Source organism: Pseudolabrys sp. (genome assembly GCF_050250095.1).
Classification (GTDB): domain Bacteria; phylum Pseudomonadota; class Alphaproteobacteria; order Rhizobiales; family Xanthobacteraceae; genus Pseudolabrys.
Genome location: NZ_JBFWPH010000005.1, coordinates 12,413 through 34,608 on the forward strand (window position 1 = coordinate 12,413; position 22,196 = coordinate 34,608).

At 66.1% G+C, this 22,196-nt stretch carries 17 protein-coding genes; 13 read left to right on the forward strand and 4 right to left on the reverse strand.

Features of this window, described 5'->3' with window-relative positions:
* Positions 1-122: 122 nt before the first annotated feature.
* A complete protein-coding gene (locus tag AB7F10_RS15565) occupies positions 123-800 on the forward strand; it encodes a PopZ family protein (protein WP_428562882.1) in 678 nt (225 codons plus the stop codon).
* A gap of 24 nt (positions 801-824) precedes the next feature.
* On the opposite strand, the gene AB7F10_RS15570 is transcribed toward AB7F10_RS15565, so the two are convergent.
* A complete protein-coding gene (locus AB7F10_RS15570; RefSeq protein WP_428562880.1) occupies positions 825-2,030 on the reverse strand; it encodes an MFS transporter in 1,206 nt (401 codons plus the stop codon).
* Between the two features lie 61 nt (positions 2,031-2,091).
* Between AB7F10_RS15570 and AB7F10_RS15575 the strand changes: the two genes are divergently transcribed.
* The 4 genes from AB7F10_RS15575 to AB7F10_RS15590 all read left to right on the forward strand — a co-directional run bounded on the left by AB7F10_RS15575 (position 2,092) and on the right by AB7F10_RS15590 (position 7,319).
* The gene (locus tag AB7F10_RS15575) at positions 2,092-4,809 is read left to right on the forward strand and encodes a valine--tRNA ligase (protein ID WP_428562878.1); all 2,718 of its coding nucleotides are present in this window, start codon (positions 2,092-2,094) and stop codon (positions 4,807-4,809) included.
* 6 nt (positions 4,810-4,815) lie between these two features.
* The gene (locus AB7F10_RS15580; protein WP_428562876.1) at positions 4,816-5,772 is read left to right on the forward strand and encodes a YncE family protein; all 957 of its coding nucleotides are present in this window, start codon (positions 4,816-4,818) and stop codon (positions 5,770-5,772) included.
* Between the two features lie 11 nt (positions 5,773-5,783).
* Complete coding sequence (locus tag AB7F10_RS15585) at positions 5,784-6,503, forward strand: NAD-dependent epimerase/dehydratase family protein (protein ID WP_428562874.1); 720 nt, start codon at positions 5,784-5,786, stop codon at positions 6,501-6,503.
* Positions 6,504-6,587: 84 nt separating this feature from the next.
* The gene (locus AB7F10_RS15590; RefSeq protein ID WP_428562872.1) at positions 6,588-7,319 is read left to right on the forward strand and encodes a DUF805 domain-containing protein; all 732 of its coding nucleotides are present in this window, start codon (positions 6,588-6,590) and stop codon (positions 7,317-7,319) included.
* 9 nt (positions 7,320-7,328) lie between these two features.
* Here AB7F10_RS15590 and AB7F10_RS15595 read toward each other — a convergent pair whose 3' ends face one another.
* On the reverse strand, positions 7,329-7,919 hold the full coding sequence (locus AB7F10_RS15595) for a DNA-3-methyladenine glycosylase (RefSeq protein WP_428562870.1): 591 nt from the start codon (positions 7,917-7,919) through the stop codon (positions 7,329-7,331).
* A gap of 239 nt (positions 7,920-8,158) precedes the next feature.
* Between AB7F10_RS15595 and ilvD the strand changes: the two genes are divergently transcribed.
* Complete coding sequence (gene ilvD, locus AB7F10_RS15600; RefSeq protein WP_428562868.1) at positions 8,159-9,883, forward strand: dihydroxy-acid dehydratase; 1,725 nt, start codon at positions 8,159-8,161, stop codon at positions 9,881-9,883.
* Complete coding sequence (locus AB7F10_RS15605) at positions 9,883-10,683, forward strand: tetratricopeptide repeat protein (RefSeq protein WP_428587185.1); 801 nt, start codon at positions 9,883-9,885, stop codon at positions 10,681-10,683. The genes ilvD and AB7F10_RS15605 overlap by 1 nt, the downstream gene beginning before the upstream one ends.
* Positions 10,684-10,768: 85 nt before the next feature.
* Here AB7F10_RS15605 and xth read toward each other — a convergent pair whose 3' ends face one another.
* Complete coding sequence (gene xth / locus AB7F10_RS15610; protein ID WP_428562866.1) at positions 10,769-11,551, reverse strand: exodeoxyribonuclease III; 783 nt, start codon at positions 11,549-11,551, stop codon at positions 10,769-10,771.
* A 195-nt stretch (positions 11,552-11,746) separates the two neighbouring features.
* Between xth and AB7F10_RS15615 the strand changes: the two genes are divergently transcribed.
* Together AB7F10_RS15615 and AB7F10_RS15620 are read left to right on the forward strand one after the other, a co-directional pair.
* Positions 11,747-12,880, forward strand: coding sequence for an efflux RND transporter periplasmic adaptor subunit (locus AB7F10_RS15615; protein WP_428562864.1), 1,134 nt, complete (start codon positions 11,747-11,749; stop codon positions 12,878-12,880).
* A 4-nt stretch (positions 12,881-12,884) separates the two neighbouring features.
* Entirely contained in the window at positions 12,885-16,007 is a 3,123-nt protein-coding gene (locus AB7F10_RS15620; protein WP_428562862.1) for an efflux RND transporter permease subunit, read from the forward strand.
* An 18-nt stretch (positions 16,008-16,025) separates the two neighbouring features.
* Here the strand turns inward: AB7F10_RS15620 and erpA are convergent, their stop codons facing one another.
* Positions 16,026-16,364 (reverse strand): iron-sulfur cluster insertion protein ErpA, encoded by a 339-nt coding sequence (gene erpA / locus AB7F10_RS15625; protein WP_428562860.1) that lies wholly within the window; start codon positions 16,362-16,364, stop codon positions 16,026-16,028.
* A 139-nt stretch (positions 16,365-16,503) separates the two neighbouring features.
* Between erpA and AB7F10_RS15630 the strand changes: the two genes are divergently transcribed.
* From AB7F10_RS15630 to nagZ, 4 genes are all read left to right on the forward strand, one after another.
* Positions 16,504-17,712 carry a deoxyguanosinetriphosphate triphosphohydrolase gene (locus AB7F10_RS15630; protein WP_428562858.1) on the forward strand — a complete coding sequence of 403 codons (1,209 nt, stop codon included), beginning with the start codon at positions 16,504-16,506 and terminating at the stop codon, positions 17,710-17,712.
* Positions 17,713-17,837: 125 nt separating this feature from the next.
* A complete protein-coding gene (locus AB7F10_RS15635) occupies positions 17,838-19,649 on the forward strand; it encodes an arginine--tRNA ligase (protein ID WP_428562856.1) in 1,812 nt (603 codons plus the stop codon).
* An 84-nt stretch (positions 19,650-19,733) separates the two neighbouring features.
* Entirely contained in the window at positions 19,734-21,131 is a 1,398-nt protein-coding gene (locus AB7F10_RS15640; RefSeq protein ID WP_428562854.1) for an SPOR domain-containing protein, read from the forward strand.
* A gap of 45 nt (positions 21,132-21,176) precedes the next feature.
* On the forward strand, positions 21,177-22,196 hold the full coding sequence (gene nagZ / locus AB7F10_RS15645; RefSeq protein ID WP_428562852.1) for a beta-N-acetylhexosaminidase: 1,020 nt from the start codon (positions 21,177-21,179) through the stop codon (positions 22,194-22,196).

The window sequence follows — 22,196 nt, forward strand, 5'->3', positions numbered from 1 at the left end:
CCACCCATGTCATACTCCCTGCCAAGTACCCCCCGGCATGGCGTATAAACAAGCGATGCTGCGATTCGTGCGGAGTCGCGTCGTCGATTGAGGGCGCGCCGAGTGGGTGCGGGGATGCGGACATGAGCCAAGCGGCGAAAGCGCAAGAGCCGTCGATGGAGGAGATTCTCGCCTCCATCAGGCGGATCATTGCGGACGACGACGCCAACAAGACCGCGAAGCCGCCCGAGCCAGCGCCGCCGCGTCCTGCGCCGGCCGCTGCCGTTGCACCGAAGCCTGCCGAGCCGCGCGCCGCGCCGCCACCGCCGCGTCCCGTCGCGCCGCCAGCGCCACCGCCGGCGATGATGGATCAGGACGCCGTCGACAGGGTGATGTCCGATCCCGCGCCCGCCGACTTCAAGGCGCAGGACGAGGAGGTTCTCGATCTGACGTCGGCGATGGAGACACCGTCGTTCCGCACCATCGACGGCGGCTCCGACGTCGTGTTCTCAGATCAGCCGCCGGAGCCGGCGACCGAGCCGCCACGCGCGATGGCGGAACCGCGCCGCGCGCCGTCCCCGCCACGGCCGTCATCGAGCTTCGAGGCGAGCATCATGTCGCAGACGACTGCGACCGCAGTCGACTCGGCGTTCAACTCGCTCGCCAATACCGTGCTGGGTCAAAACGCCCGTACGCTCGAAGACCTCGTGAAGGAAATGCTTCGGCCGATGCTGAAGTCCTGGCTCGACGACAATCTGCCGGGCCTTGTCGAGCGCATCGTGCGCGCCGAGATCGAGCGCGTTTCGCGCGGGCGTAACTAAAGCCGTCAGTTTTCGATCCCGCGCTTACGCCATGCCGCGGCGTTTGAGGCGACGCGCGATCCACACCGCCAGCATCGGCCACAATATCGCGACCAGCACGAACACCGGCACTGCGCCGGCGCGGTCGATGATCGGCGCGGCGAGTGCGACGCCGGTGCTCTGACCGAGGAACAGCGCCGACGAAAATCCCGCCACCGCGGTGCCGCGCGCCTGCGGCAACATCTGCGTCGCGTTGGTCTGCAAGGTGTTGTGCAGCATGTAGTAGCCGAAGCCGAGCGCGGTGATCGCAAAGGGCGCGATCTGCCAGACCGGCTGGCCGGCGAGCGCGAGGTAGCCGAGCATCACCACGATGCCGCCGCCGACGACGAGGCCGCGCTGGCCGAGCCGCGCCACCAGCAACTTGACGGAGCCGGCATAAAGCACGGCGCCGACGCCGAACCCGGCGACGACCAGGCCGACGAGCGAGAAACTGAGATCGAAACGGGCATGCAGATCGGCGGTGATATAGGTCAGCCCGCCGAAGAAGATCGCGCCTTCGAAGAAGATCGCGAGGATGATGAAGCGCGACCACGGATCGGCGGCGAGCATCCTGTATTCGGCGACCATGCCGGGGCCGCGGCCGCCGTCGCGATGGGCCCGCGCCGTCCAGGGATTGCGCAGCAGGATTTGCGTCATCAGCGCGATGCTGGCGATAACGAACACCAGCGACAGCGCGAGAAAGGCGGCGCGCCAGCCGAAATGGTCGCCGATGACGCCGCCGGCGACCTGACCCGTGATCGTTCCGGTCATCATTCCGGTCAGGAAGCGCGCCAGCACGGTCTGCCGGCGTTCATAGGGAACGGTGTCGCCGACATAGGCCATGCCGAGCGGAATGATGGTGGCGGCCGCCGGGGCGCAGATGAAGCGGGCGAACGTCAGTTGCGTCAGCGTTTGCGCATAGACGCAGAGGAGAACGAGGACGCAGGAGAGCGCGCAGGTCGCGGCGACCGCCTGGGCCTTGCCGAGCCGGTCGCCGAGCACGCCGGCAAACGCCTGCGTCAGCCCGTAGGGCACCGCATAGGCGGTGACGATGGCTGCCGCCTGGCCGGCGCTGACGCCGAAGTCGGTCGCGATCTGCGGCAGCAGCGGGTCGGAAATGCGCTGGGAAAAGCCGCTGCAAAAGGCCGCCACCGCCATCATCGCGATGACCGCGGTCAGCTGACGCTCGGTGCCGGGTGGGGTGGTCGCCAACGTTGACTCTTATGAGGGTGCCGGGCTTTCTAGCGCGCGAAATCACAGAAGCCAAAGCGGAATGATCGAAAAAACCTACCAGCCGTCCGACGTCGAAGGCCGAATCTATCAGGCATGGGAGCGGGCAGGCGCCTTCCGCGCCGGCCGGCCTGAGCGCGCGAAAGCCGAAACCTATTCTATCGTCATTCCGCCGCCCAACGTCACGGGCTCCCTGCATATGGGCCATGCGCTCAACAACACCTTGCAGGACGTGCTGTGCCGGTTCGAGCGCATGCGCGGCAAGGACGTGCTGTGGCAGCCGGGCACGGATCACGCCGGCATCGCGACGCAGATGGTGGTCGAGCGCCAGCTCATGGAACGGCAGGAGCCGGGCCGCCGCGAGATGGGCCGCGAGAAGTTCCTCGAGCGGGTCTGGGCGTGGAAGGCGGAGTCCGGCGGCACCATCGTCAACCAGCTGAAGCGCCTCGGCGCGTCCTGCGACTGGTCGCGCGAACGCTTCACGATGGACGAGGGCCTGTCGAAGGCGGTGCTGAAGGTCTTCGTCGATCTCTACCGCGCCGGCCTGATCTACAAGGACAAGCGGCTGGTCAACTGGGACCCGAAGCTGCTGACCGCGATTTCCGATCTCGAGGTGGTGCAGGTCGAGGTGAAGGGGCATCTCTGGCACCTGCGCTATCCGATCGAAGGCAAGATTTTCAATGCCGACGATCCCTCGAGCTTCATCGTCGTCGCGACGACGCGGCCGGAGACCATGCTCGGCGACACCGCAGTGGCGGTTCACCCGGACGACGAGCGTTACAAGGCGCTGGTCGGCAAGAACGTGATCCTGCCGCTGGTCGGACGGAAGATTCCGATTGTTGCCGACGACTACTCCGACCCGGAGAAAGGCTCCGGCGCGGTGAAGATCACGCCGGCGCACGACTTCAACGACTTCGAAGTCGGCAAGCGGCACAACCTGCCGCAGATCAATGTGCTGACGACGGATGGCAAGATTACGTTTTCGGACGAGGCGTTCGCCGCGCAGGACGGCGCGGATTTCGCGCAGACGAAGACGCTCGAAGGCGCCGACCGTTTCGCGGCGCGTAAAGCGATCGTTGCCCGGCTCGAGGAGATGGGCCTTGTCGAGAAGATCGAGCCGCATGGACACGCGGTGCCGCATGGTGACCGCTCGAACGTCGTGATCGAGCCGTTCCTGACCGACCAGTGGTATGTCAACGCCCACGAGCTTGCGAAGCCGGCGATCGCGGCGGTGCGCGAGGGCAAGACCCGGTTCGTACCGAAGAACTGGGAGAAGACCTATTTCGAGTGGATGGAAAACATCCAGCCGTGGTGCATCTCGCGTCAGCTCTGGTGGGGTCATCAGATCCCCGCGTGGTACGGACCCGATGGCAAGCACTTCGTCGCGGCGAGCGAGGCCGAAGCGCAGGCCGAAGCCGACAAGCACTATGGCAAAGCGACGGCGCTGAAACGCGACGAGGACGTGCTCGACACCTGGTTCTCCTCGGCGCTGTGGCCGTTCTCGACGCTCGGCTGGCCGGACAAGACGCCGGAGCTTGCGCGCTTCTATCCGACGTCCACGCTCGTCACCGGCTTCGACATCATCTTCTTCTGGGTCGCCCGCATGATGATGATGGGGTTGCACTTCATAAAAGAAGTGCCGTTCGGCGACGTCTACATCCACCGCCTCGTGCGGGACGCCTCCGGCGCCAAGATGTCCAAGTCGAAAGGCAACGTGGTCGATCCGCTCGGCATCATCGATCAGTACGGCGCGGACGCGCTGCGTTTCACGCTGGCGCGCGGTGCGGCGCAGGGCCACGACATCAAACTCAGCCCGCAGCATGTCGAGGTGAACCGCAACTTTGCCACCAAGCTGTGGAACGCGGCGCGGTTCGTGGAATTCAACGGCGCTGCCCGTGTCGCCGGCTTCGATCCGCGCGCGGTGAAGGAGACGCTCAACCGCTGGATCGCGCACGAGACCGCCAAGGCGGTGCGCGAGGTCGGCGACGCCATCGCGGACTATCGCTTCAACGATGCGGCAGCGGCGGCCTATCGGTTCGTCTGGAACGTCTATTGCGACTGGTATGTCGAGCTGTCGAAGCCGCTGCTGACCGGTCCGGACGGCGCGGCGAAGGATGAGACGCGCGCGACCGCCGCCTGGGCGCTCGACGAGATCCTGAAGCTTCTGCATCCGTTCATGCCCTTCGTCACCGAGGAGCTGTGGCGCGTGACGGCGGAGCAGGGTCCGGCGCGCGACAGCCTGCTGGTGCTGGCCGAGTGGCCGAAGCTCGACGGCATCAGCGACAACGCGGCGGAAGCCGAGATCGGCTGGGTGATCGATCTCGTCACCGCGATCCGCTCGGTGCGCTCGGAAATGAACATCACCGCGCAGATTCCGCTGGTGCTGGCTGGCGCTTCGGCCGACACGACGGCGCGAGCCGAGCGCTGGGCCGAGTTCATCAAGCGGCTCGCGCGGGTGTCGGACATTTCGTCGGCTGCTGCGGCGCCGGCGGGGTCCGTGCAACTCGTAGTGCGCGGCGAGGTGGCGGCGCTGCCGCTCAAGGGCGTGATCGATCTTGCCGCCGAGCGGGCGCGGCTCGACAAGGAAATGGGCAAGGCCGAGGCCGACATCAAGCGGTCGGAATCCAAACTCGCCAACGAGAAGTTCGTCGCCAACGCGGCCGAGGATGTCGTCGAGGAAGAGCGAGAGAAGCTCGAGGAGGCGTGCGGCCGCAAGGCCAAGATCGCCGAAGCTCAGGAACGTCTGAAAGGCGCGGTGTGAGCGGCAATGGACGCGGACATCAACAACCGTCCGGGCGGGCCGAACCTCGTCGTCACCTGCAAAACTGCGAACACTATCCAGTTCTTCGACGCCGCGACACTGGCGTTGACGGCCACGCTGGCGATGCCGGGCTCGACGCATGAGCTGATCCAGGGCACGGACGGCAACACCGTCTACGGTTCGATCTACGGTGGCGGAATCTTTGGAAAGAACAAAGACCCGGACCGCCGCATCGCGGTGCTCGATCTGGCCAGCCAGGCGCTTGTGCGCACCATCGACGCCGGCGGCACCTACGCGCCGCATTCGGTGATGATGGACAGGGACGGCGTGCTGTGGGTGAGTGCGGAACTGGGCGGCGCGGTGCTCGCCATCGAACCGGACGCGGGCAACGTCACGCGCATCGACATTCGCGGCGCGGCGCACTGGATCGCGGTGAGCCACAGCGCCGATAAAGTCTTCGCCTCGTTCAAGACCAGCAACACGGTGGTCGCGATCGACCGTGCGAGCCGTTCTGTTGCCGGCACGCTCGCCATCCCGCACGGCGCGGAGGGCATCGCGGTGACGCCGGACGGCGAGACGCTGTTCGTCTGCGCGCATCGCAGGGGCGTGGTCCACGAATTCGATGCGCGGACGCACGCGCTGCGCGCGACCCACGACATCGCCGGCGCGCCGGGTGAGGCGAACCAGTTGCGTCGCGTTCGCGTCTCGCCGGACGGCCGCCATGTCTGCGTGTCGTCGCATGTCGACAGCTTCGCCGCGGTCTATGAGGCGGCGACGATGAAGCAGGTCGCGGGCTTTGCGACGCCCAAGGCCCCGATGGGCTTCGGCTTCGCGGCCGACGGCAGACACGGCTTTCTGTGCTGCCACGACGCGGCCCAACTCGTGGAGTTCGATCTGGCGAGCGGACGCATCACGCGACAGGCCGCGACCGACGCCGGCTGCGAGTTCGTGATCGCTTACTGACGGAGCGGACGATGAAGGTGTTTCTGGCGGGCGCGGCAGGGGCCATCGGGCGACGGCTGACGCCGCTGCTCTTGCGGTCGGGCCACCACGTCACCGGCACGACCCGCTCGAAAGACCGCGCGAAGGATCTCAACACGATGGGCGCGGTGCCGGTCGTGGTCGATGCCTTCGATGCGGCGGCGCTGTGCCGGGCCGTTACCGAAGCAAAGCCGGATGTCGTCATCCATCAGCTCACCGACCTGCCGGCCGCGCCCGGCACGCCGGGCTATGCCGACGGACAGGAGCGCAACCGCCGCATCCGTATCGAGGGTACGCGCAATCTCGTGGATGCCGCGCAGGCCGCCGGCGTGCGACGCGTGATCGCGCAGAGCATCGGTTTCGTCTATGCACCTGCGCCGGGCGCGCGGTCGGAGGCCGATCCGCTGGTGACGACCGACGATCCGGTGCGCGCGCGGACGCTTGAGGGCGTGCGCGCGCTCGAAAGCGCGGTGCTGGAGACGCCGGGCATCGAGGGCGTCGTGCTGCGTTTCGGATTTTTCTACGGACCGGGCACCTGGAACGAGCAGCGCCCGAACGGCGCCGCGATCCATGTCGATGCCGCCGCGCACGCAACGCTGCTCGCGATGACAGGAGGCAAGCCCGGCCTCTACAATATCGCGGAAGACGATCCGGGCCTGTCGAGCGCGAAGGCGAAGGCCGACTTTGGCTTCGATCCGGCTTTCCGTCTTTAAGACGCGGCCGGACCGCGCCGCGCGGCCGTCCTTGACAAGAAATTGGCGCTCTGCGGTAGTCTTCGAAACTTTGGGGGCGAACGCATGCGAGGGCAGGTCACGGCGCTTGCGCCGGATGGCAGCTACGGCCAGATCCAGGCCGAGGATCAGCAATATTACAGCTACTGGACGAGCGAGGTCCGCAACGGGCCGGTGAGCGTCGGGCAGGCGGTCGAATTCCGTCTGCACGAAGGCCAGCCCATCGAGATCTTCGTCGCCGGGGCGCCGCGTCCGCCGAGCGCGCCGCCGCCGGTGCGCGCGGCGACTGGCTATGCAGCCGCGCAGACGCCAGCCTATGCCGGCGCGTCCGGCGGCCCGGTCAATTATGCGCTCTCGGGCAGCGGCTTCCCGCCGTTCGATTACTGGAAGACCTTGTTCCTGTCGCCGAACGGACGGATTTCACGCCGGCAGTTCTGGCTGCATGGCGTGCTCGCGATCATTGTCGTTTCGATCGTGCTCGGATGGATTCCCATCATCAACGTGCTGATGATGTTCGCGACGTTCTGGGCGTCGATCTGCATCAGCTTCAAGCGCTTTCATGACGTCGGCTATCCCGGCTGGTGGAGCCTCATCCTGTCGGTTCTGATGTTCGCTGCGCCGCTGCTGATGGTCGGCTCCTACATCGCCGATAGCGGAGCGCTGTGGTCGCTCGGCACGATGCTTTACGCCGCCGGCGTCATCGTCTTCATCGTGCAATTGATCTTCGTCTATCTGCGCAAGGGCAATGAGGGGACCAACCGCTACGGTCCCGATCCGCTGACCACGCCGCAGCGCTGAGGTCCGCCGTCAGCGGAACGGCTTGCTGAGAAACGCCGAGCCCTTCAGGCCGAACCGCCACGGCTTCTCGACCGCCTTGGTGATGCCGATGCGCGTGCCGCGCACGACGGCGACGTCGTCCTCGCGCGCCGCCAGCGCGAAGGGCGCAGCGTCGATCGCCATGCCGTTATGGGCGATGCTGATGCCGAGCGCCTGGCAGAGTTTCCCCGGTCCCGAGCAGAGTGCGCGCTCCTCCGCGACGCCGCGGCGGCGGCGCATCAGCGCCAGCCCCGCGGTCGGCTCGATCGCCCGCAGCAGCACGGCGCTGGCGGAGCCTTCCGCCTCGCAGACGAAGTTCATGCACCAGTGCATTCCGTAGGAGCGGTAGACGTAGACGACGCCCGGCGGGCCGAACATCACGGCGTTGCGGGGGGTCGGGCCGATATAGCTGTGCGCGGCCGGGTCGGTATGATGGTACGCCTCGACCTCGACGATTCGACCGCCGCAGGAGCCGACCGTGAGTGTCGCCCCGATCAGGTCGGGGGCGACCTCCAGAACGGGGCGGTCGAAGAAGCGGCGGCTCAGGGACTTGGGCTTGGGCGCAGGCTTGGAGCGGGGCATTGCGGATTATCGGGGTGTGGCGCGGCGGTGCCGGTTTGTGACTTCTGTGCAACACATTTCGAACATTTAAGCCATAACCATTCTGAATTACCCCGATGCCGCGATTTGGCCATACCCTGCGCCGACATCGAAGGCCGTCACAAGCCGTTGTGACCCTTCTGGTTTCGCCCGAATGCCGGTTGGGCGGAAAAGGGAACCGGCGCTTGTTGTGACCTGGGGCGGGGGCCCTGACGACTGAAATGGACGCCAAGACCAACCTCAAAGCCAAGCTGCCCAGCCGCCATGTGACCGAAGGTCCGGCGCGGGCACCCCATCGCTCCTACTACTACGCCATGGGGCTGACCAAGGAACAGATTCATCAGCCGTTCGTCGGCGTGGCGTCCTGCTGGAACGAGGCCGCCCCCTGCAACATTTCGCTGATGCGACAGGCCCAGGCGGTCAAAAAGGGCGTCGCGGCCGCCGGCGGCACGCCGCGCGAGTTCTGCACGATCACCGTGACCGACGGCATCGCCATGGGCCACGGCGGCATGAAGGCCTCGCTGCCGTCGCGCGAGGCGATTGCCGATTCCGTCGAGCTGACGATGCGCGGCCACGCCTATGACGCGCTGGTCGGTCTCGCCGGCTGCGACAAGTCTTTGCCCGGCATGATGATGGCGATGTGCCGTCTCAACGTTCCGGCGATCTTCATTTACGGCGGTTCGATCCTGCCCGGCAACTTCCGCGGCCAGGTCGTCACCGTGCAGGACATGTTCGAGGCGGTCGGCCGCCATTCGGTCGGCACGCTGTCGGACGAGGACCTCGACGAGATGGAGCAGGTCGCCTGTCCGTCGGCCGGCGCCTGCGGCGCGCAGTTCACCGCCAACACCATGGCGACCGTCTCGGAGGCGATCGGTCTCGCGCTGCCGTATTCGGCCGGCGCGCCGGCCCCCTACGAGATCCGCGACCGGTTCTGCATGACCGCCGGCGAGCAGGTGATGGACCTGATCAAGACCGGCCTGCGGCCGCGCGACATCGTCACCCGCAAGGCGCTCGAGAACGCCGCGGCGGTGGTGTCGGCCTCTGGCGGCTCGACCAACGCCGCGCTGCATCTGCCGGCGATCGCGCACGAGTGCGGCATCGACTTCAGCCTGTTCGACGTCGCCGAAGTCTTCAAAAAGACACCATATATCGCGGATTTGAAACCGGGCGGCCGTTATGTTGCCAAGGACATGTTCGAGGTAGGCGGCATCCCGCTGCTGATGAAAACACTTCTCGACCACGGCTATCTGCACGGTGACTGCATGACGGTCACCGGGCGAACCATTGCCGAGAACCTGAAGTCGGTGAAGTGGAACGACAAGCAGGACGTGGTGCATCCGGCCAACAAGCCGATCACCGCGAATGGCGGCGTGGTCGGCCTGAAAGGCAACCTCGCGCCGGAGGGCGCGATCGTGAAGGTCGCCGGCATGGCGGAGTTGAAGTTCAAGGGGCCGGCGCGCTGCTTCGACGGCGAGGAAGCCTGCTTCGATGCGGTGAAGAACCGCAAGTACAAGGAAGGCGATGTGCTGGTGATCCGCTACGAAGGCCCGAAAGGCGGTCCCGGCATGCGCGAAATGCTCGCCACCACGGCGGCGCTGTACGGTCAGGGCATGGGCGGCAAGGTCGCACTGATCACCGACGGGCGCTTCTCCGGCGCGACGCGCGGCTTCTGCATCGGCCATGTCGGCCCGGAAGCGGCGGTCGGCGGTCCGATCGCGCAGGTGCGTGACGGCGACATAATCGAGATCGATGCCGTCAACGGCACAATCAGCGTGGCGCTCAGCGATGCCGAACTCGCCGAGCGCAAGAAAAGCTGGAAGCCGCGCGAGACGGAGGCCGGCTCCGGTTATCTCTGGAAATACGCCCAGCAGGTCGGGCCTGCCGTCGCCGGCGCGGTGACGCATCCCGGTGCGAAGGCCGAGAAGATTTCATACGCGGATAGTTGATGATGCGGATTGCTCCTGTTGTCTGTGGCGTAGCGTTGATCGCGGCCGGCATGCTGGCCGGGCCGGCGCTCGCCTTTGACGGCACCAAATCCGACGATCCTTTGACCCCGGTCGAGGCGTTCCGCTACGGCGCGCGCGCGCTCAAGACCGGGGAAAAGGAAAAGGCTGTCACCTCGCTCGAATATGCCGCTGAAAAGGGGCATGCGCTGGCGCAGTGGAAGCTCGGCCGCATGTATGCCGAAGGCGACGGCGTGCCGCATGACGACCTGAGGGCGTTCGAATATTTCCGCCGCGTCGCCTCGAGCCATGCCGACGACAGCCCGGGCACGCCGCAGGCGCGGTTTGTCGCCAACGCCTTCGTTGCGCTCGGTCACTACTATCTCGACGGCATTCCGAAAACGGCGGTGAAGCGCGATCCGCAGCGCGCGCGGGAGATGTTCTCCTATGCGGCGTCCTACTTCGGCGACCCCGACGCGCAGTATTTCCTCGGCCAGCTTTACCTCGACGGCGTCGGCACGCCCGCCGATCCGCGGCAGGCTGCGCGCTGGCTGCGGCTGTCGGCCTACAAGGGGCAGCATCAGGCGCAGGCGCGGCTCGGCGCGATGTTGTTCTCCGGCGATCAGGTGCCGCGGCAGGCCGCGCGCGGTCTGATGTGGCTGACGCTCGCCAAGGATGCCGCGACCGCGGAGCAGGGCTGGATCACCAAGCTCTATGACAGCGCCTTCGGGCAGGCGACCGAGGACGAGCGGGCGCTGGCGCTGGTCTATCTCCAGCGCTGGATGGAAAAGCGCCGCGACTGATCGCGCACCGCTAGCTCAGCCGGCTGAATTTTGTTTTGTCGCGTTTTCTTGACGCGAACCGGCATCCACTTCGCTTGAAAACGCTCTAAAGATCGAGATCGATATAGACCGGCACGTGGTCCGAGGGCTTTTCCCAGCTGCGGACATGGCGGTCGATCCCTGCGTCGGTGAGGCGATCGGCGGCCTGCGGCGACAGCAGCATGTGGTCGATGCGGATGCCGTTGTCCTTCTGCCAGGCGCCGGCCTGATAATCCCAGAACGTATAGAGGCCGGGGGCATCGTTGACCGCCCGGATGGCGTCGGTGAAGCCAAGGCCGGCGAGTTCGCGGTATTTGGCCCGCGTCTGCGGCAGGAACAGCGCATCGTTGACCCAGGCGGCCGGATTGTGGACGTCCTCGGGGGTCGGAATGACGTTGTAGTCGCCGGCCAGAACCATCGGCTCCTCGAGGGCAAGTCGTTCACGTGAAAACTGAATAAGCCTATCCATCCATTTGAGTTTATATGGATATTTCTCTGAATCGACTGGATTGCCATTGGGCAGGTAAAGACTGACGACCCGCACCGAGCCGATCTTGGTCGAGATCACCGCCTCAATGAAGCGGGCCTGGACGTCGGCATCGCCGCCTGCGAGGCCGTGCAGCACTTCGTCGATGGGATGTTTCGACAGCAGGGCAACGCCGTTGAAGCCCTTTTGGCCGTGGACGGTGACGTTGTACCCGAGCGCCTCGATCTCAAGCCGCGGAAAGGCGTCGGTCACGCACTTGATCTCCTGGAGGCAGACCACATCCGGCTGCCGCTCCGCCAGCCACGAGGTCAGGTGAGTAAGGCGTTGCTTGATGGAATTGACGTTCCAGGTCGCGATCCGCATGGGCCGGCTCCGTAACCGCTGGGTAAACTCGTGGGTTACACGGTTTACCAGCCGCTGCTTCCGGATGCATTTTTGCCTGTTGGTATGCTAGAAGTTCACATCGCGGCCCAAATTTAGGCTTAGGGTTCAAGCGGTTCGTGGGATGAGGGAACTGTCGGGCGGTAACCAGACCGACCCCGGCCGAGCAATTCGTCGATGACCAGACGCAAATGGCTCTATGGAGCGGCGGCGCTCGCGGTGATCGTGGGCGCATTTTTCGTGCGCGATCTGTGGTTCGACCGCAGTCGGGCGGTGTCGGGCGGGCCGGCGCCGCGCGCCGTTCCGGTGGAAGTCGCCAAGGCGGCGCGTAAACAGGTGCCTTATCGCATCGAGGCGCTCGGCACCGTGACGCCGATGGCGAGCGTCGCGCTGAAGGCGCGGCTCGAAACCACCATCGTCGGGGTTCATTTCCAGGACGGCGCTAGGGTCGCGCAGGGCGATCCGCTGTTTACGCTCGATTGCCGGCAGATCGAGGCCGACATCAAGCGCGTTCAGGCGATCATCGACGGCGCGGAGGCTTCGCTCACGCAGGCGCAGCGCGACGTGTCGCGCTATTCCGAGCTTGCCGCGCGCAACGCGACGCCGGTGGTGACGCTCAACAACGCCCAGACCGCGGTCAACGTCTCCCGCGCGACCGCGGAATCCAACCGCGCCCAGCTTGAAAATCTCAACGTCCAGCGCGGCTTCTGCAACATCCGCGCGCCGATCGCCGGGCGCATCAGCATGGCGAATGTGAAGGTCGGCAATTTCGTGCGCCAGGCCGACACGGCGCCGATGGCGACCATCATCCAGACCACGCCGGTCTACGTCACCTTCACGGTCTCCCAGAAGGAGTTGCCGGACATCCGCAAGGCGCTGGCCGCCGAGACCGCGACCGTCGAGGCGAGAATTCCCGGCGAAAACCAGCATGTCGACGGTCAGGTCAGCATGATCGAGAACACCGTCGACGCCACAACCGGCATGGCCACCATCCGCGCCACGATGCGCAACCAGAACGAGGCGCTGTGGCCCGGCACGCTGGTCACCACCGAGCTGACGCTGCGCAACGAGGAGGCGGTCGTGGTGCCGACCGACGCGGTGCAGGTCAGCCAGGCCGGCAGCATCGTCTTCGTGGTCGAAAACGGCGTTGCGAAAGTGCGCAAGGTTGAAACGGGGCGGCAGGTGGACTCCGACACGGTCATCGAGTCCGGCCTGAAGGACGGCGAAACCGTCGTGACCGAAGGGCATTTGCGGCTTTCCAACGGTGCGCGGGTGAGCATCCGCCAGCCCAAGGCCGCCGCGGGAAGCTGACCCGATGAATCTTTCCGAGCTGTGTATCCGTCGTCCGGTCCTGACCACACTGATGACGGCGTCATTGATCGTGTTCGGCGCCTTCGCCTACCGGTTGCTGCCGGTGGCCGCGCTGCCGGCGGTCGACTTTCCGACCATCCAGATCAGCGCCACGCTGCCCGGCGCCTCGCCGGAAACGATGGCGGCGTCGGTTGCATCGCCGATCGAGCGGCAGCTCTCGACCATCGCCGGCATTTCGTCGATGAATTCGGAGTCCTCGATCGGCTCCACCCGCATCACCATCCAATTCGATCTCGGCCGCGATATCGACGGCGCCTCGCTCGACGTACAGACCGCACTCGCGATCGCGCAGCGCCGGTTGCCGGCCGAAATGACGACGCCGCCGTATTTCCGGAAAGTGAATCCGGGCGATTTCCCGGTGCTGTATCTGAGCCTGCGCTCCGACAGCATGCCGCTGTCGGCGATCAACGAATATGCCGAGACGGTGCTCGCGCCGCAGATTTCGCAACTGTCGGGCATTGCGCAGGTGCTGGTCTACGGCGCGCAGAAATTCGCCGTGCGCGTCCAGGTCGATCCGGTCGCGGCGGCCGCGCGCAACATCTCGCTCGACGAGATCCGCAACGTCGTCGCCAAGGCGAACTCCTCGGCGCCGGTCGGCTCGCTGACCGGCAAGGACCGCTCGGTGACGCTGCTCGCGACCGGCGCGATGCCGAAGGCGGCCGACTACCGCGACGTCGTGGTCGCCTATCGCAACGGCGCGCCGATCAAGCTCAACGAAGTGGCCCGCGTCGTCGACAGCGTCGAAAACGACCGGGTGGCGAGCTGGTACAACGACAAGCGCGCCATCGTGCTCGCGATCCAGCGCCAGCCCGACGCCAACACCGTCGAAGTCGTCGACATGGTCAAGGCCAAGCTGCCGCAGATGCGGCTGCAGGTGCCGCAGGCGATCGAGATCGCGACGCTGTTCGACCGCTCGCTGTCGATCCGCGATGCGGTGTGGAACGTCCAGGAAACGCTCGGCATCGCCTTCATCCTCGTCATCATGGTGATCTTCCTGTTCCTGCGGAAAGCGTCCGCCACCATCATTCCGGGGCTCGCGGTGCCGATCTCGCTCGTCGGCACCTTCGCGGCGATGTATCTGTTCGGATTCTCCGTCAACAACATGACGCTGCTGGCGCTGACCCTGTCGGTCGGCTTCGTCGTCGACGACGCCATCGTCATGCTCGAGAACATCGTGCGCCATATCGAAGGCGGCATGCGCCCGTTCGAGGCGGCGCTCAAGGGTTCGCGCGAAATCGGCTTCACCATCGTGTCGATCACTTTCTCGCTGATCGCGGTGTTCATTCCCGTGCTGCTGATGGGCGGCATGGTCGGCCGCGTGTTCCGCGAATTCGCGGTCACCATTTCGATCGCGATCATCATCTCCGGCTTCGTGTCGCTGACGCTGACGCCGATGCTCTGCGCCCGCGTGCTCAAGCCTCACCGGGAGGGTGAGAAGGAAAATATCGTCCTGCGCACGTTCGAGGCGGCCTTCGAGGCGGTGCGGCGTTCCTATGAATGGTCGCTCGACCGCGTGCTCGCCTTCAAGTCGGTGATGCTGATCGTCACGCTCGCCACCATCGCCGGCACGATCTGGCTCTATATCGTCGTGCCGAAGGGCTTTTTTCCGACCGAGGACACCGGCTACGTGCTCGGTATCACGGAAGGCAAGACCGACATCGGCTTCGACGCCATGGTCCGGTTGCAAAACGAGGTCGCGGAGGTCGTCCGCAAGGATCCGGCGGTCGAGTACATCAATTCGACGGTCGGCTCCGGCGGTCCCAATTCTCTGCCGAACAGCGGCCGCATGCTGGTCGCGCTGAAGCCGCGTCACGAACGCGACGACCTCAAGGTCATCATGGCCCGGTTGCGCGCCAAGGCGAATGTCTATCCCGGCATCCAGATGTTCTTTCAGCCGATCCAGAACATCCGGCTCGGCGGCCGGCTGAACAAGAGTGAGTTCCAGTACACGCTGCAGTCCAACGACACCGACGCGCTCTATCACTTCTCGCCGATCCTGCAGGAGAAGATGTCGGGTCTGCCTCAACTGCGCGACGTCACCACGGACCTCTACATCAAGAATCCGCAGATCACGGTCGAGATCGACCGCGAGAAGGCGGCGGTCTATGGCGTGTCGATCGATCAGGTGCGCCAGGAGCTCTACAACGCCTTCGGCTCGCGTCAGGTCGCGACGATCTACACCTCGGCCAACGATTACCAGGTCATCCTGGAGAGCAAGCCGGAATACCAGCAGAGCCCGAACGATCTGCACAAGGTCTATTTGAAGACCTCGAGCGGCACGACGGTACCGCTGTCGGCGGTGACGAAATTCGTGCCGTCGGTCGGTCCGCTGCAGGTCAACCATCAGGGCCAGCAGCCGGCGGTGACGATCTCGTTCAACCTGAACTCGGGTTATTCGCTCGGCCAGGCGGTCGACGCCATCACGCAGCTCGAGCGCGACGCCAATCTGCCGGCGACGATCACCACCGGCTTCCAGGGCACCGCGCAGGTGTTCCAGGATTCGCTGCGCGGGCAGGGCATCCTGATCCTCGCCGCGGTGTTCGCCGCCTATATCGTGCTCGGCATCCTCTACGAGAGCTTCATCCATCCGATCACGATCATTTCGGGCCTGCCGTCGGCCGGCATCGGCGCGATCCTGACGCTGATGCTGTTCCGCATGGACCTCACGGTGATCGCGATGATCGGCATCGTGATGCTGGTCGGCATCGTGAAGAAGAACGCGATCATGATGATCGACTTCGCCATCGAGCGGCGGCGCGTCGGCCTGTCGGCGGAAGCCGCGATCCGCGAAGCCGCCTCGCTGCGGTTCCGCCCGATCATGATGACGACCTTCGCCGCGATCTTCGGCGCGCTGCCGATCGCGATCGGCACCGGCACCGGCGCCGAATTGCGCCAGCCGCTCGGCGTCGCGGTGGTCGGCGGACTGATCATGAGCCAGTTGCTGACGCTCTACATCACACCAGTGATCTACATTTATCTCGACCGCATCGACCGCAAGCTGAAGCGCCGCCTCGAGCCGCAGCACGAGGAGCTGCCGCCGACGAAACCGGCGGTCGCGGCAGAGTAGGCGGCGGATTTTCGGAAGTCAGAGCGAAAAGCTCGTCCCGCAACCGCAGGACATCGTCGCCTTCGGGTTGTGGACCTTGAAGGACGCGCCGATCAGGTCGTCGACGAAGTCGATCTCCGAGCCGGCCATGTATTCGACCGACACGGCGTCGATCAGCACCGTCGCGCCGTCGCGCGCGATCACCAGGTCGTCGTCGGCCTTGGCCCGCTCGATATCGAATTTGTACTGAAAGCCGGAGCAACCGCCGCCTTCGACGCTGACGCGCAGCATGGCGCCGGGCGCCTCGCTCTTGAGAATTTCGCCGATGCGGCGGGCCGCCCGCTCGCTCACCGTCACGCTGGAATTGGCGTCCGTCATGGTGCGTCCGTCGTGGTGGGCCTTGCGTCGGGGACGACGCCCCATGCCCTTGCAGGGACTCGTCTCAGGCCATATTCCGATTAGTTAGGTGCGGGAACCCCGGACGTCAAATCACGGCAGGCGGAGGATTTGCGGAATTATGGCGATTGCGGCCGCCTGTGAGCGTGTGGCCTATGCGGCGGACCCGGCCCGTTCGCGCGGCCGGCTGCGGCCGGAGCCGCCCAGCATGAGCCGGAACGACTTCCGACGCGACTGCGACCGCATCATCCATTCCAGCGCCTTCCGCCGGCTCGCCCACAAGACGCAGGTCTTCGTCTTCCACGAGGGCGACCATTTCCGCACCCGGCTGACCCATACCCTGGAAGTAGTCCAGATCGCGCGCTCGATTGCGCGGGCGCTGGGCCTCGACGAAGACCTCAGCGAAGGGCTGGCGCTCGCCCACGATCTCGGCCACCCGCCGTTCGGCCATGCCGGCGAGCGCGCGCTCGACGCCTGTCTCGCGGACTGCGGCGGCTTCGACCACAACGCGCAGGCGCTCAAGATCGTCACGTCGCTGGAGCGGCGTTATCCCGATTTCGACGGCCTCAATCTGACCTGGGAAACGCTCGAGGGTCTCGTCAAGCACAACGGGCCGCTGACCGACCGTGACGGCACGCCGGCCGGGCGCTACCGCAAGCATGGCGTGCCGGAACCGATCCTCGATTATTGCCGCATCCAGGATCTCGAATTGTGGAGCTTCGCCAGCGCCGAGGCGCAGGTTGCCGCGATCTCCGACGACATCGCCTACAACGCGCATGACATCGATGACGGGCTGCGGGCCGAGCTTTTTACGCTCGCCGATCTCGCCGCGGTTCCGATCGTCGAGACGATCATTGCGGGAATTGACCGCGACGTGCCCGGCCTCGACGACGCCCGCCGGGCGCATGAGGTCGTGCGGCGTCTCATCACGGTGGCGATCGAGGACGTCGTTGCCGAAACGCGGGCGCGGGCGGCAACGCTCGCGCCGCGATCCGCCGAGGACGTACGCCGCGCGGATCGTCCGCTGGTCGCATTTTCGGCCGGGATGGAGCAGGGCGACGCCGCGATCAAGGGCTTTCTCTATCCGCGGATGTATCGCCACGCCCGCGTGATGCGGATCATGAGCGACGCCGAGGCGGTGGTGCGCGACCTGTTCGCGCATTTCAGCCGCAAGCCGGCCGATCTGCCGCCGGACTGGCGCGAGGGGCTCGACGGACGCGACCTCGGCGTCCGTGCGCGCCGCATCGCCGACTACATCGCCGGCATGACCGACCGCTTCGCGCTGGTCGAGCACGCGCGGCTGTTTCCGGCGACGCCCGAGTTGAGATAGCCGGCTGCGATAGCGACCTGTGATGAATCATTAGGAATTTTCCGGCATTTTTGACTGAGCCTGCCGCTTGCGCTAATCCGCGAGTCCCATCCCGCCCATCGCGGCTTCCATCGAGACACAAGAGCTTGCCGGACCTTTCGAAAAACATCTTCGCGACGGTGCTCGACCGCGTGCGCGAGGCCTGTGCCGGTCTCGTTCCGGCGGGGAGCGATCTGTCGCGCGTCGTCGTCGAGCCGCCGCGCGATGCCGCGCATGGCGACATGGCGACCAATGCCGCGATGGTGCTGGCGAAGGAGGCGGGTCGGAAGCCGCGCGAGCTTGCCGAGGCGATCGCCGCGAAGCTGGCCGCCGACCCGCTCATCACCAAGGTGGATATCGCCGGGCCGGGCTTCATCAATCTCTCGCTGAAAGTCGGCGGCTGGCATGAGGAATTGCGCGCCGCGATCGCCGCCGGCGAACACTACGGCGCGAGCGGCATCGGCAAGGCCGAGAAGGTGAATGTCGAATACGTCTCCGCCAATCCGACCGGTCCGCTGCATGTCGGTCATGGCCGCGGCGCGGTGTTCGGCGATGCGCTGTGCAATCTGCTGGCGTTCGCGGGCTACGCGGTGACGCGCGAATATTACGTCAACGACGCGGGCGCGCAGGTCGACGTGCTCGCGCGCTCGGCGTTCCTGCGCTATCGCGAGGCGCTCGGCGACGCCATCGGCGAAATCCCGGACGGGCTTTATCCGGGCGACTACCTCAAGGAATGCGGCGAGGAACTGGCCAAGGATTACGACCAGGAGCTCAAGCAGATGCCGGAGAGCGAGTGGCTGCCGATCGTGCGCACCCGCGCCATCGACATGATGCTCGCGGAGATCCGCAACGACCTGATGGGCCTCAATGTCGTGCCCGAGGTGTTCTTCTCCGAACGCTCGTTGATCGAAGGCGAGTTCGATCCGTTCGCGCCGCAAAAAGCCGACGACAAGCCGAAGGATCAGGTTGCCGAGACGATCAAGGCGCTGCGTCAGCAGGGGCACATCTACGAAGGCCGTCTGCCGCCGCCCAAGGGCGCGCCGGTCGAGGATTGGGAAGATCGCGAGCAGACGCTGTTCCGGGCCACCGAATTCGGTGACGACATCGACCGGCCGCTGATGAAATCGGACGGCAGCTACACCTATTTCGCCTCCGACATCGCCTATCACAAGTCCAAGGTCGACCGCGGCTTCCTCAATCTGATCGACGTGTGGGGCGCCGACCACGGCGGCTATGTCAAGCGCATGCAGGCGGCGGTCGCCGCGGTGAGCGGCGGCAAGGCGACGCTCGACGTCAAGATCGTTCAGCTCGTGAAGCTGCTGCGCGGCGGCGAGCCGGTCAAGATGTCGAAGCGGGCCGGCGACTACATCATGATGCGCGACGTCGTGAAGGAGGTCGGCCGCGACGCCGTCCGCTTCATGATGCTTTACCGCAAGAACGACGCGCCGCTCGACTTCGATCTCGAAAAGGTCATCGAGCAGTCGCGCGACAATCCGGTGTTCTATGTGCAGTACGGCCACGCGCGGGCCGAGTCCGTGTTCCGCAATGCGCGCGAAACCGTCCCCGCGCTGCCGCTCAACAGCGCGGAGCGGCGGGCCTTCCTCGGCAAGGCGCCAATCGATGCGCTGGACGATGCCGGCGAGCTGTCGCTGATACGGCGGATCGCCCAGTATCCGCGGCTCGTCGAGGCCGCCGCGCTCGCTCATGAGCCGCACCGGGTGGCGTTCTATCTCTATGAGCTTGCAAGCGAATTTCACGCGCAATGGACGCGCGGAAATGACTTGCCTCATTTACGCTTCATTATCCAAAATAATCCAGAACTGACCGTGGCCCGGCTCGCGCTGGTTCAAGGCGTTGCCGGGGTCTTGGCGTCAGGATTGGCCTTGCTCGGGGTCACGGCGCCGGAAGAGATGCGATGAACGTCGGCCCGGCCAGCGGTCGGCCGGCAAACGCCCTGGTCGCACCAGAATAGTGCAAGAGCGACGCCTGTATTCGGGGATCTGATGGCGGACGACGGCTACCGAAAACCATTTCGTTCGGATGACTCCTTCGGCCGCACCACCGGCGCGTCATCGCTGCCGTCGAGTGCGAGCCAACCCGCTGCCAGCGATCCGCTTGCCGAGCTTGCGCGGCTGATCGGGCAGACCGATCCTTTCGCCGAATTCGGCCGCACCCAGCGCGGCGCTTCCGACATGACGGCCGAGTCGGTCGCGCCGGCTCCGCGCGCGCTGCCGTCTTTCGACCCGCCGCACTACGATCCGCCGGCGCCGCCTCACCACTATGAGCCGTCGCAATTCGGCTTGCCGTTCGGCGCGCAGCCGAACAGTCAGCCTGATTACGGCCAGGCTCCCGGTCATGCGCCGCAGTTGGCGGGGCAGGGATATCACGACGGTCCCGGCTACGACCCCGCGGTCTTTGCACAAGACCACATGCAGGCGGGGCAGGATGCTTACTATGACGACGTGCCGCCGCCGCGCCGCCGTCTCAGCGTTCTCGTGATCGCCGGCGTCTTTGCGCTGGCCATCGTCGGCACGGCCGGCGCACTCGGCTATCGCGCGATGTTTGGGTCGTCCGGCTCCGCGCCGCCGCCGGTCATCAAGGCGGAGAGCGCGCCGAGCAAGGTCGTGCCGCCGGCCGCGACCGCGCAGTCGAACAAGCTGATCAACGACCGGATCGGCGAAAAGATTCAGAGCGAGCGGCTGGTCTCGCGCGAGGAGCAGCCGGTCGATCTCGCCAAGCAGACCATGCAGACGACAATGACGGGCGGCGCCAATGCGGCTGTTGCGCCGCAGGCTGTGGTGCCGTCGGGTGCGCCGGCGCTCTATGCGCCGAAGAAGGTCAAGACGATCGCCATCCGTCCCGATCAGCCGCCGAACGGAAGTGATACGACGGCGACGGCGCAGCAGCCTGCGCCGCAGCCGCCAACGCAGGCGCAACCGGCGCGGACGGCCAGTGCGCCGATGCCGCTGGCTGCGCAGGATGATAACCGGCCGCAAAGCCGTCCCGCTGCGCCCGCGCCGCACCGCTCGGCTGCGACGAATCCTCCGCTCTCGCTGACGCCCGGCGCGAACGCCGCGCCGGCAGCACCGGCCGCGCCGGTCCGCGCGGCTCCGCCACCGCGGGTCGCGTCAGCGCCGGCCAGCAACGGCAATGGCGGCTATGCCGTGCAGATTTCCTCGCAACGGAGCGAGGCCGACGCCCAGGCGGCGTTCCGCAACATGCAGGGCCGCTACCCGAGCCAGCTTGGCGGCAAGCAGGTGATGATCCGCCGGGCCGATCTCGGCAGCAAAGGCGTGTACTACCGGGCGATGGTCGGCCCCTTCGCCAGCGCCAGCGACGCGTCCGAGCTGTGCAACAGTCTGAAGGCTGCCGGCGGGCAGTGCATCGTCCAGAAGATTTGAACAGGCATTCTTGAGCTTTCAGCGGCGGCGGGCTAATCCGCGCCAATGGCGGCGCCACGCGCTTTTATTGCCGGCGTGTCCGGCCTCACGCTGACAAACGAGGAACGGACTTTCCTGCGGGACGCGGACCCGTGGGGCGCGATCCTGTTCAAGAGAAATGTCAGCGACAAGGCACAAGTCTCTGATTTAGCAAAATCAATCCGCGATGCGCTCGGCCGCGAGGCCGTCATTCTGGTCGATCAGGAAGGCGGACGGGTCCAGCGGCTCGGACCCCCGCACTGGCCGGCCTATCCGCCCGGCGCGCGCTATGCGGCGCTCTACGACGTCCGCCGGGACACCGGCCTCGAAGCGGCCGAACTGGGCGCCCGGCTGATCGCCCACGACCTGCGCGAGGTCGGCATCGATACCGACTGCCTGCCGCTGGCCGACGTGCCGGTGGCGCAGGGCGATCCGATCATCGGCGACCGCGCCTATGGCGACCGGCCCGACAAGGTGGCGGATATCGCCGCGGCGGTCGCCCGCGGCCTGATGCGGGGCGGGGTTTTGCCGGTGCTCAAGCACCTGCCGGGCCACGGCCGCGCCACCGCCGACAGCCACCTGAAGCTGCCGGTGGTGGACACCCCGCGCGCCACCCTCGAGCGGACCGACTTTGCCGCATTTCGTCCGCTCGCCGGCCTGCCGCTGGGGATGACGGCGCATGTTGTGTTTTCTTCGATCGATCCGGCCACACCGGCCACAACATCGGTCACAATGCTAGGCGAAGTGATTCGCGGCTGGATCGGGTTCCAGGGACTGCTGATGAGCGACGACGTTTCGATGGGCGCCCTGTCGGGCACGATTGCGCAGCGCAGCCGCGCGGCGATCGCGGCCGGCTGCGACGTCGTGCTCCATTGCAACGGCGATCTCGCCGAGATGCGCGCAGTTGCCGGCGAAGCGCCGGTGCTTGTCGGAGAGGCGTTGCGGCGCTCCGACGCCGCGCTTGCCGAGCGCCATGCACCGGATGCGTTCGACGTGACGGCAGGGCGCGCGCGCTTTGCGGAGCTGACCGCCGGCGCACAAGTTTGA

Bases quoted from the DNA above. Each gene is read 5' to 3' on its own strand.
- AB7F10_RS15565 (WP_428562882.1), top strand. From the start codon at position 123: ATGAGCCAAGCGGCGAAAGCGCAAGAGCCGTCGATGGAGGAGATTCTC.
- AB7F10_RS15575 (WP_428562878.1), top strand. From the start codon at position 2,092: ATGATCGAAAAAACCTACCAGCCGTCCGACGTCGAAGGCCGAATCTAT.
- AB7F10_RS15580 (WP_428562876.1), top strand. From the start codon at position 4,816: ATGGACGCGGACATCAACAACCGTCCGGGCGGGCCGAACCTCGTCGTC.
- AB7F10_RS15585 (WP_428562874.1), top strand. From the start codon at position 5,784: ATGAAGGTGTTTCTGGCGGGCGCGGCAGGGGCCATCGGGCGACGGCTG.
- AB7F10_RS15590 (WP_428562872.1), top strand. From the start codon at position 6,588: ATGCGAGGGCAGGTCACGGCGCTTGCGCCGGATGGCAGCTACGGCCAG.
- AB7F10_RS15595 (WP_428562870.1), bottom strand. From the start codon at position 7,919: ATGCCCCGCTCCAAGCCTGCGCCCAAGCCCAAGTCCCTGAGCCGCCGC.
- ilvD (WP_428562868.1), top strand. From the start codon at position 8,159: ATGGACGCCAAGACCAACCTCAAAGCCAAGCTGCCCAGCCGCCATGTG.
- AB7F10_RS15605 (WP_428587185.1), top strand. From the start codon at position 9,883: ATGATGCGGATTGCTCCTGTTGTCTGTGGCGTAGCGTTGATCGCGGCC.
- xth (WP_428562866.1), bottom strand. From the start codon at position 11,551: ATGCGGATCGCGACCTGGAACGTCAATTCCATCAAGCAACGCCTTACT.
- AB7F10_RS15615 (WP_428562864.1), top strand. From the start codon at position 11,747: ATGACCAGACGCAAATGGCTCTATGGAGCGGCGGCGCTCGCGGTGATC.
- AB7F10_RS15620 (WP_428562862.1), top strand. From the start codon at position 12,885: ATGAATCTTTCCGAGCTGTGTATCCGTCGTCCGGTCCTGACCACACTG.
- erpA (WP_428562860.1), bottom strand. From the start codon at position 16,364: ATGACGGACGCCAATTCCAGCGTGACGGTGAGCGAGCGGGCGGCCCGC.
- AB7F10_RS15630 (WP_428562858.1), top strand. From the start codon at position 16,504: ATGGCGATTGCGGCCGCCTGTGAGCGTGTGGCCTATGCGGCGGACCCG.
- AB7F10_RS15640 (WP_428562854.1), top strand. From the start codon at position 19,734: ATGGCGGACGACGGCTACCGAAAACCATTTCGTTCGGATGACTCCTTC.
- nagZ (WP_428562852.1), top strand. From the start codon at position 21,177: ATGGCGGCGCCACGCGCTTTTATTGCCGGCGTGTCCGGCCTCACGCTG.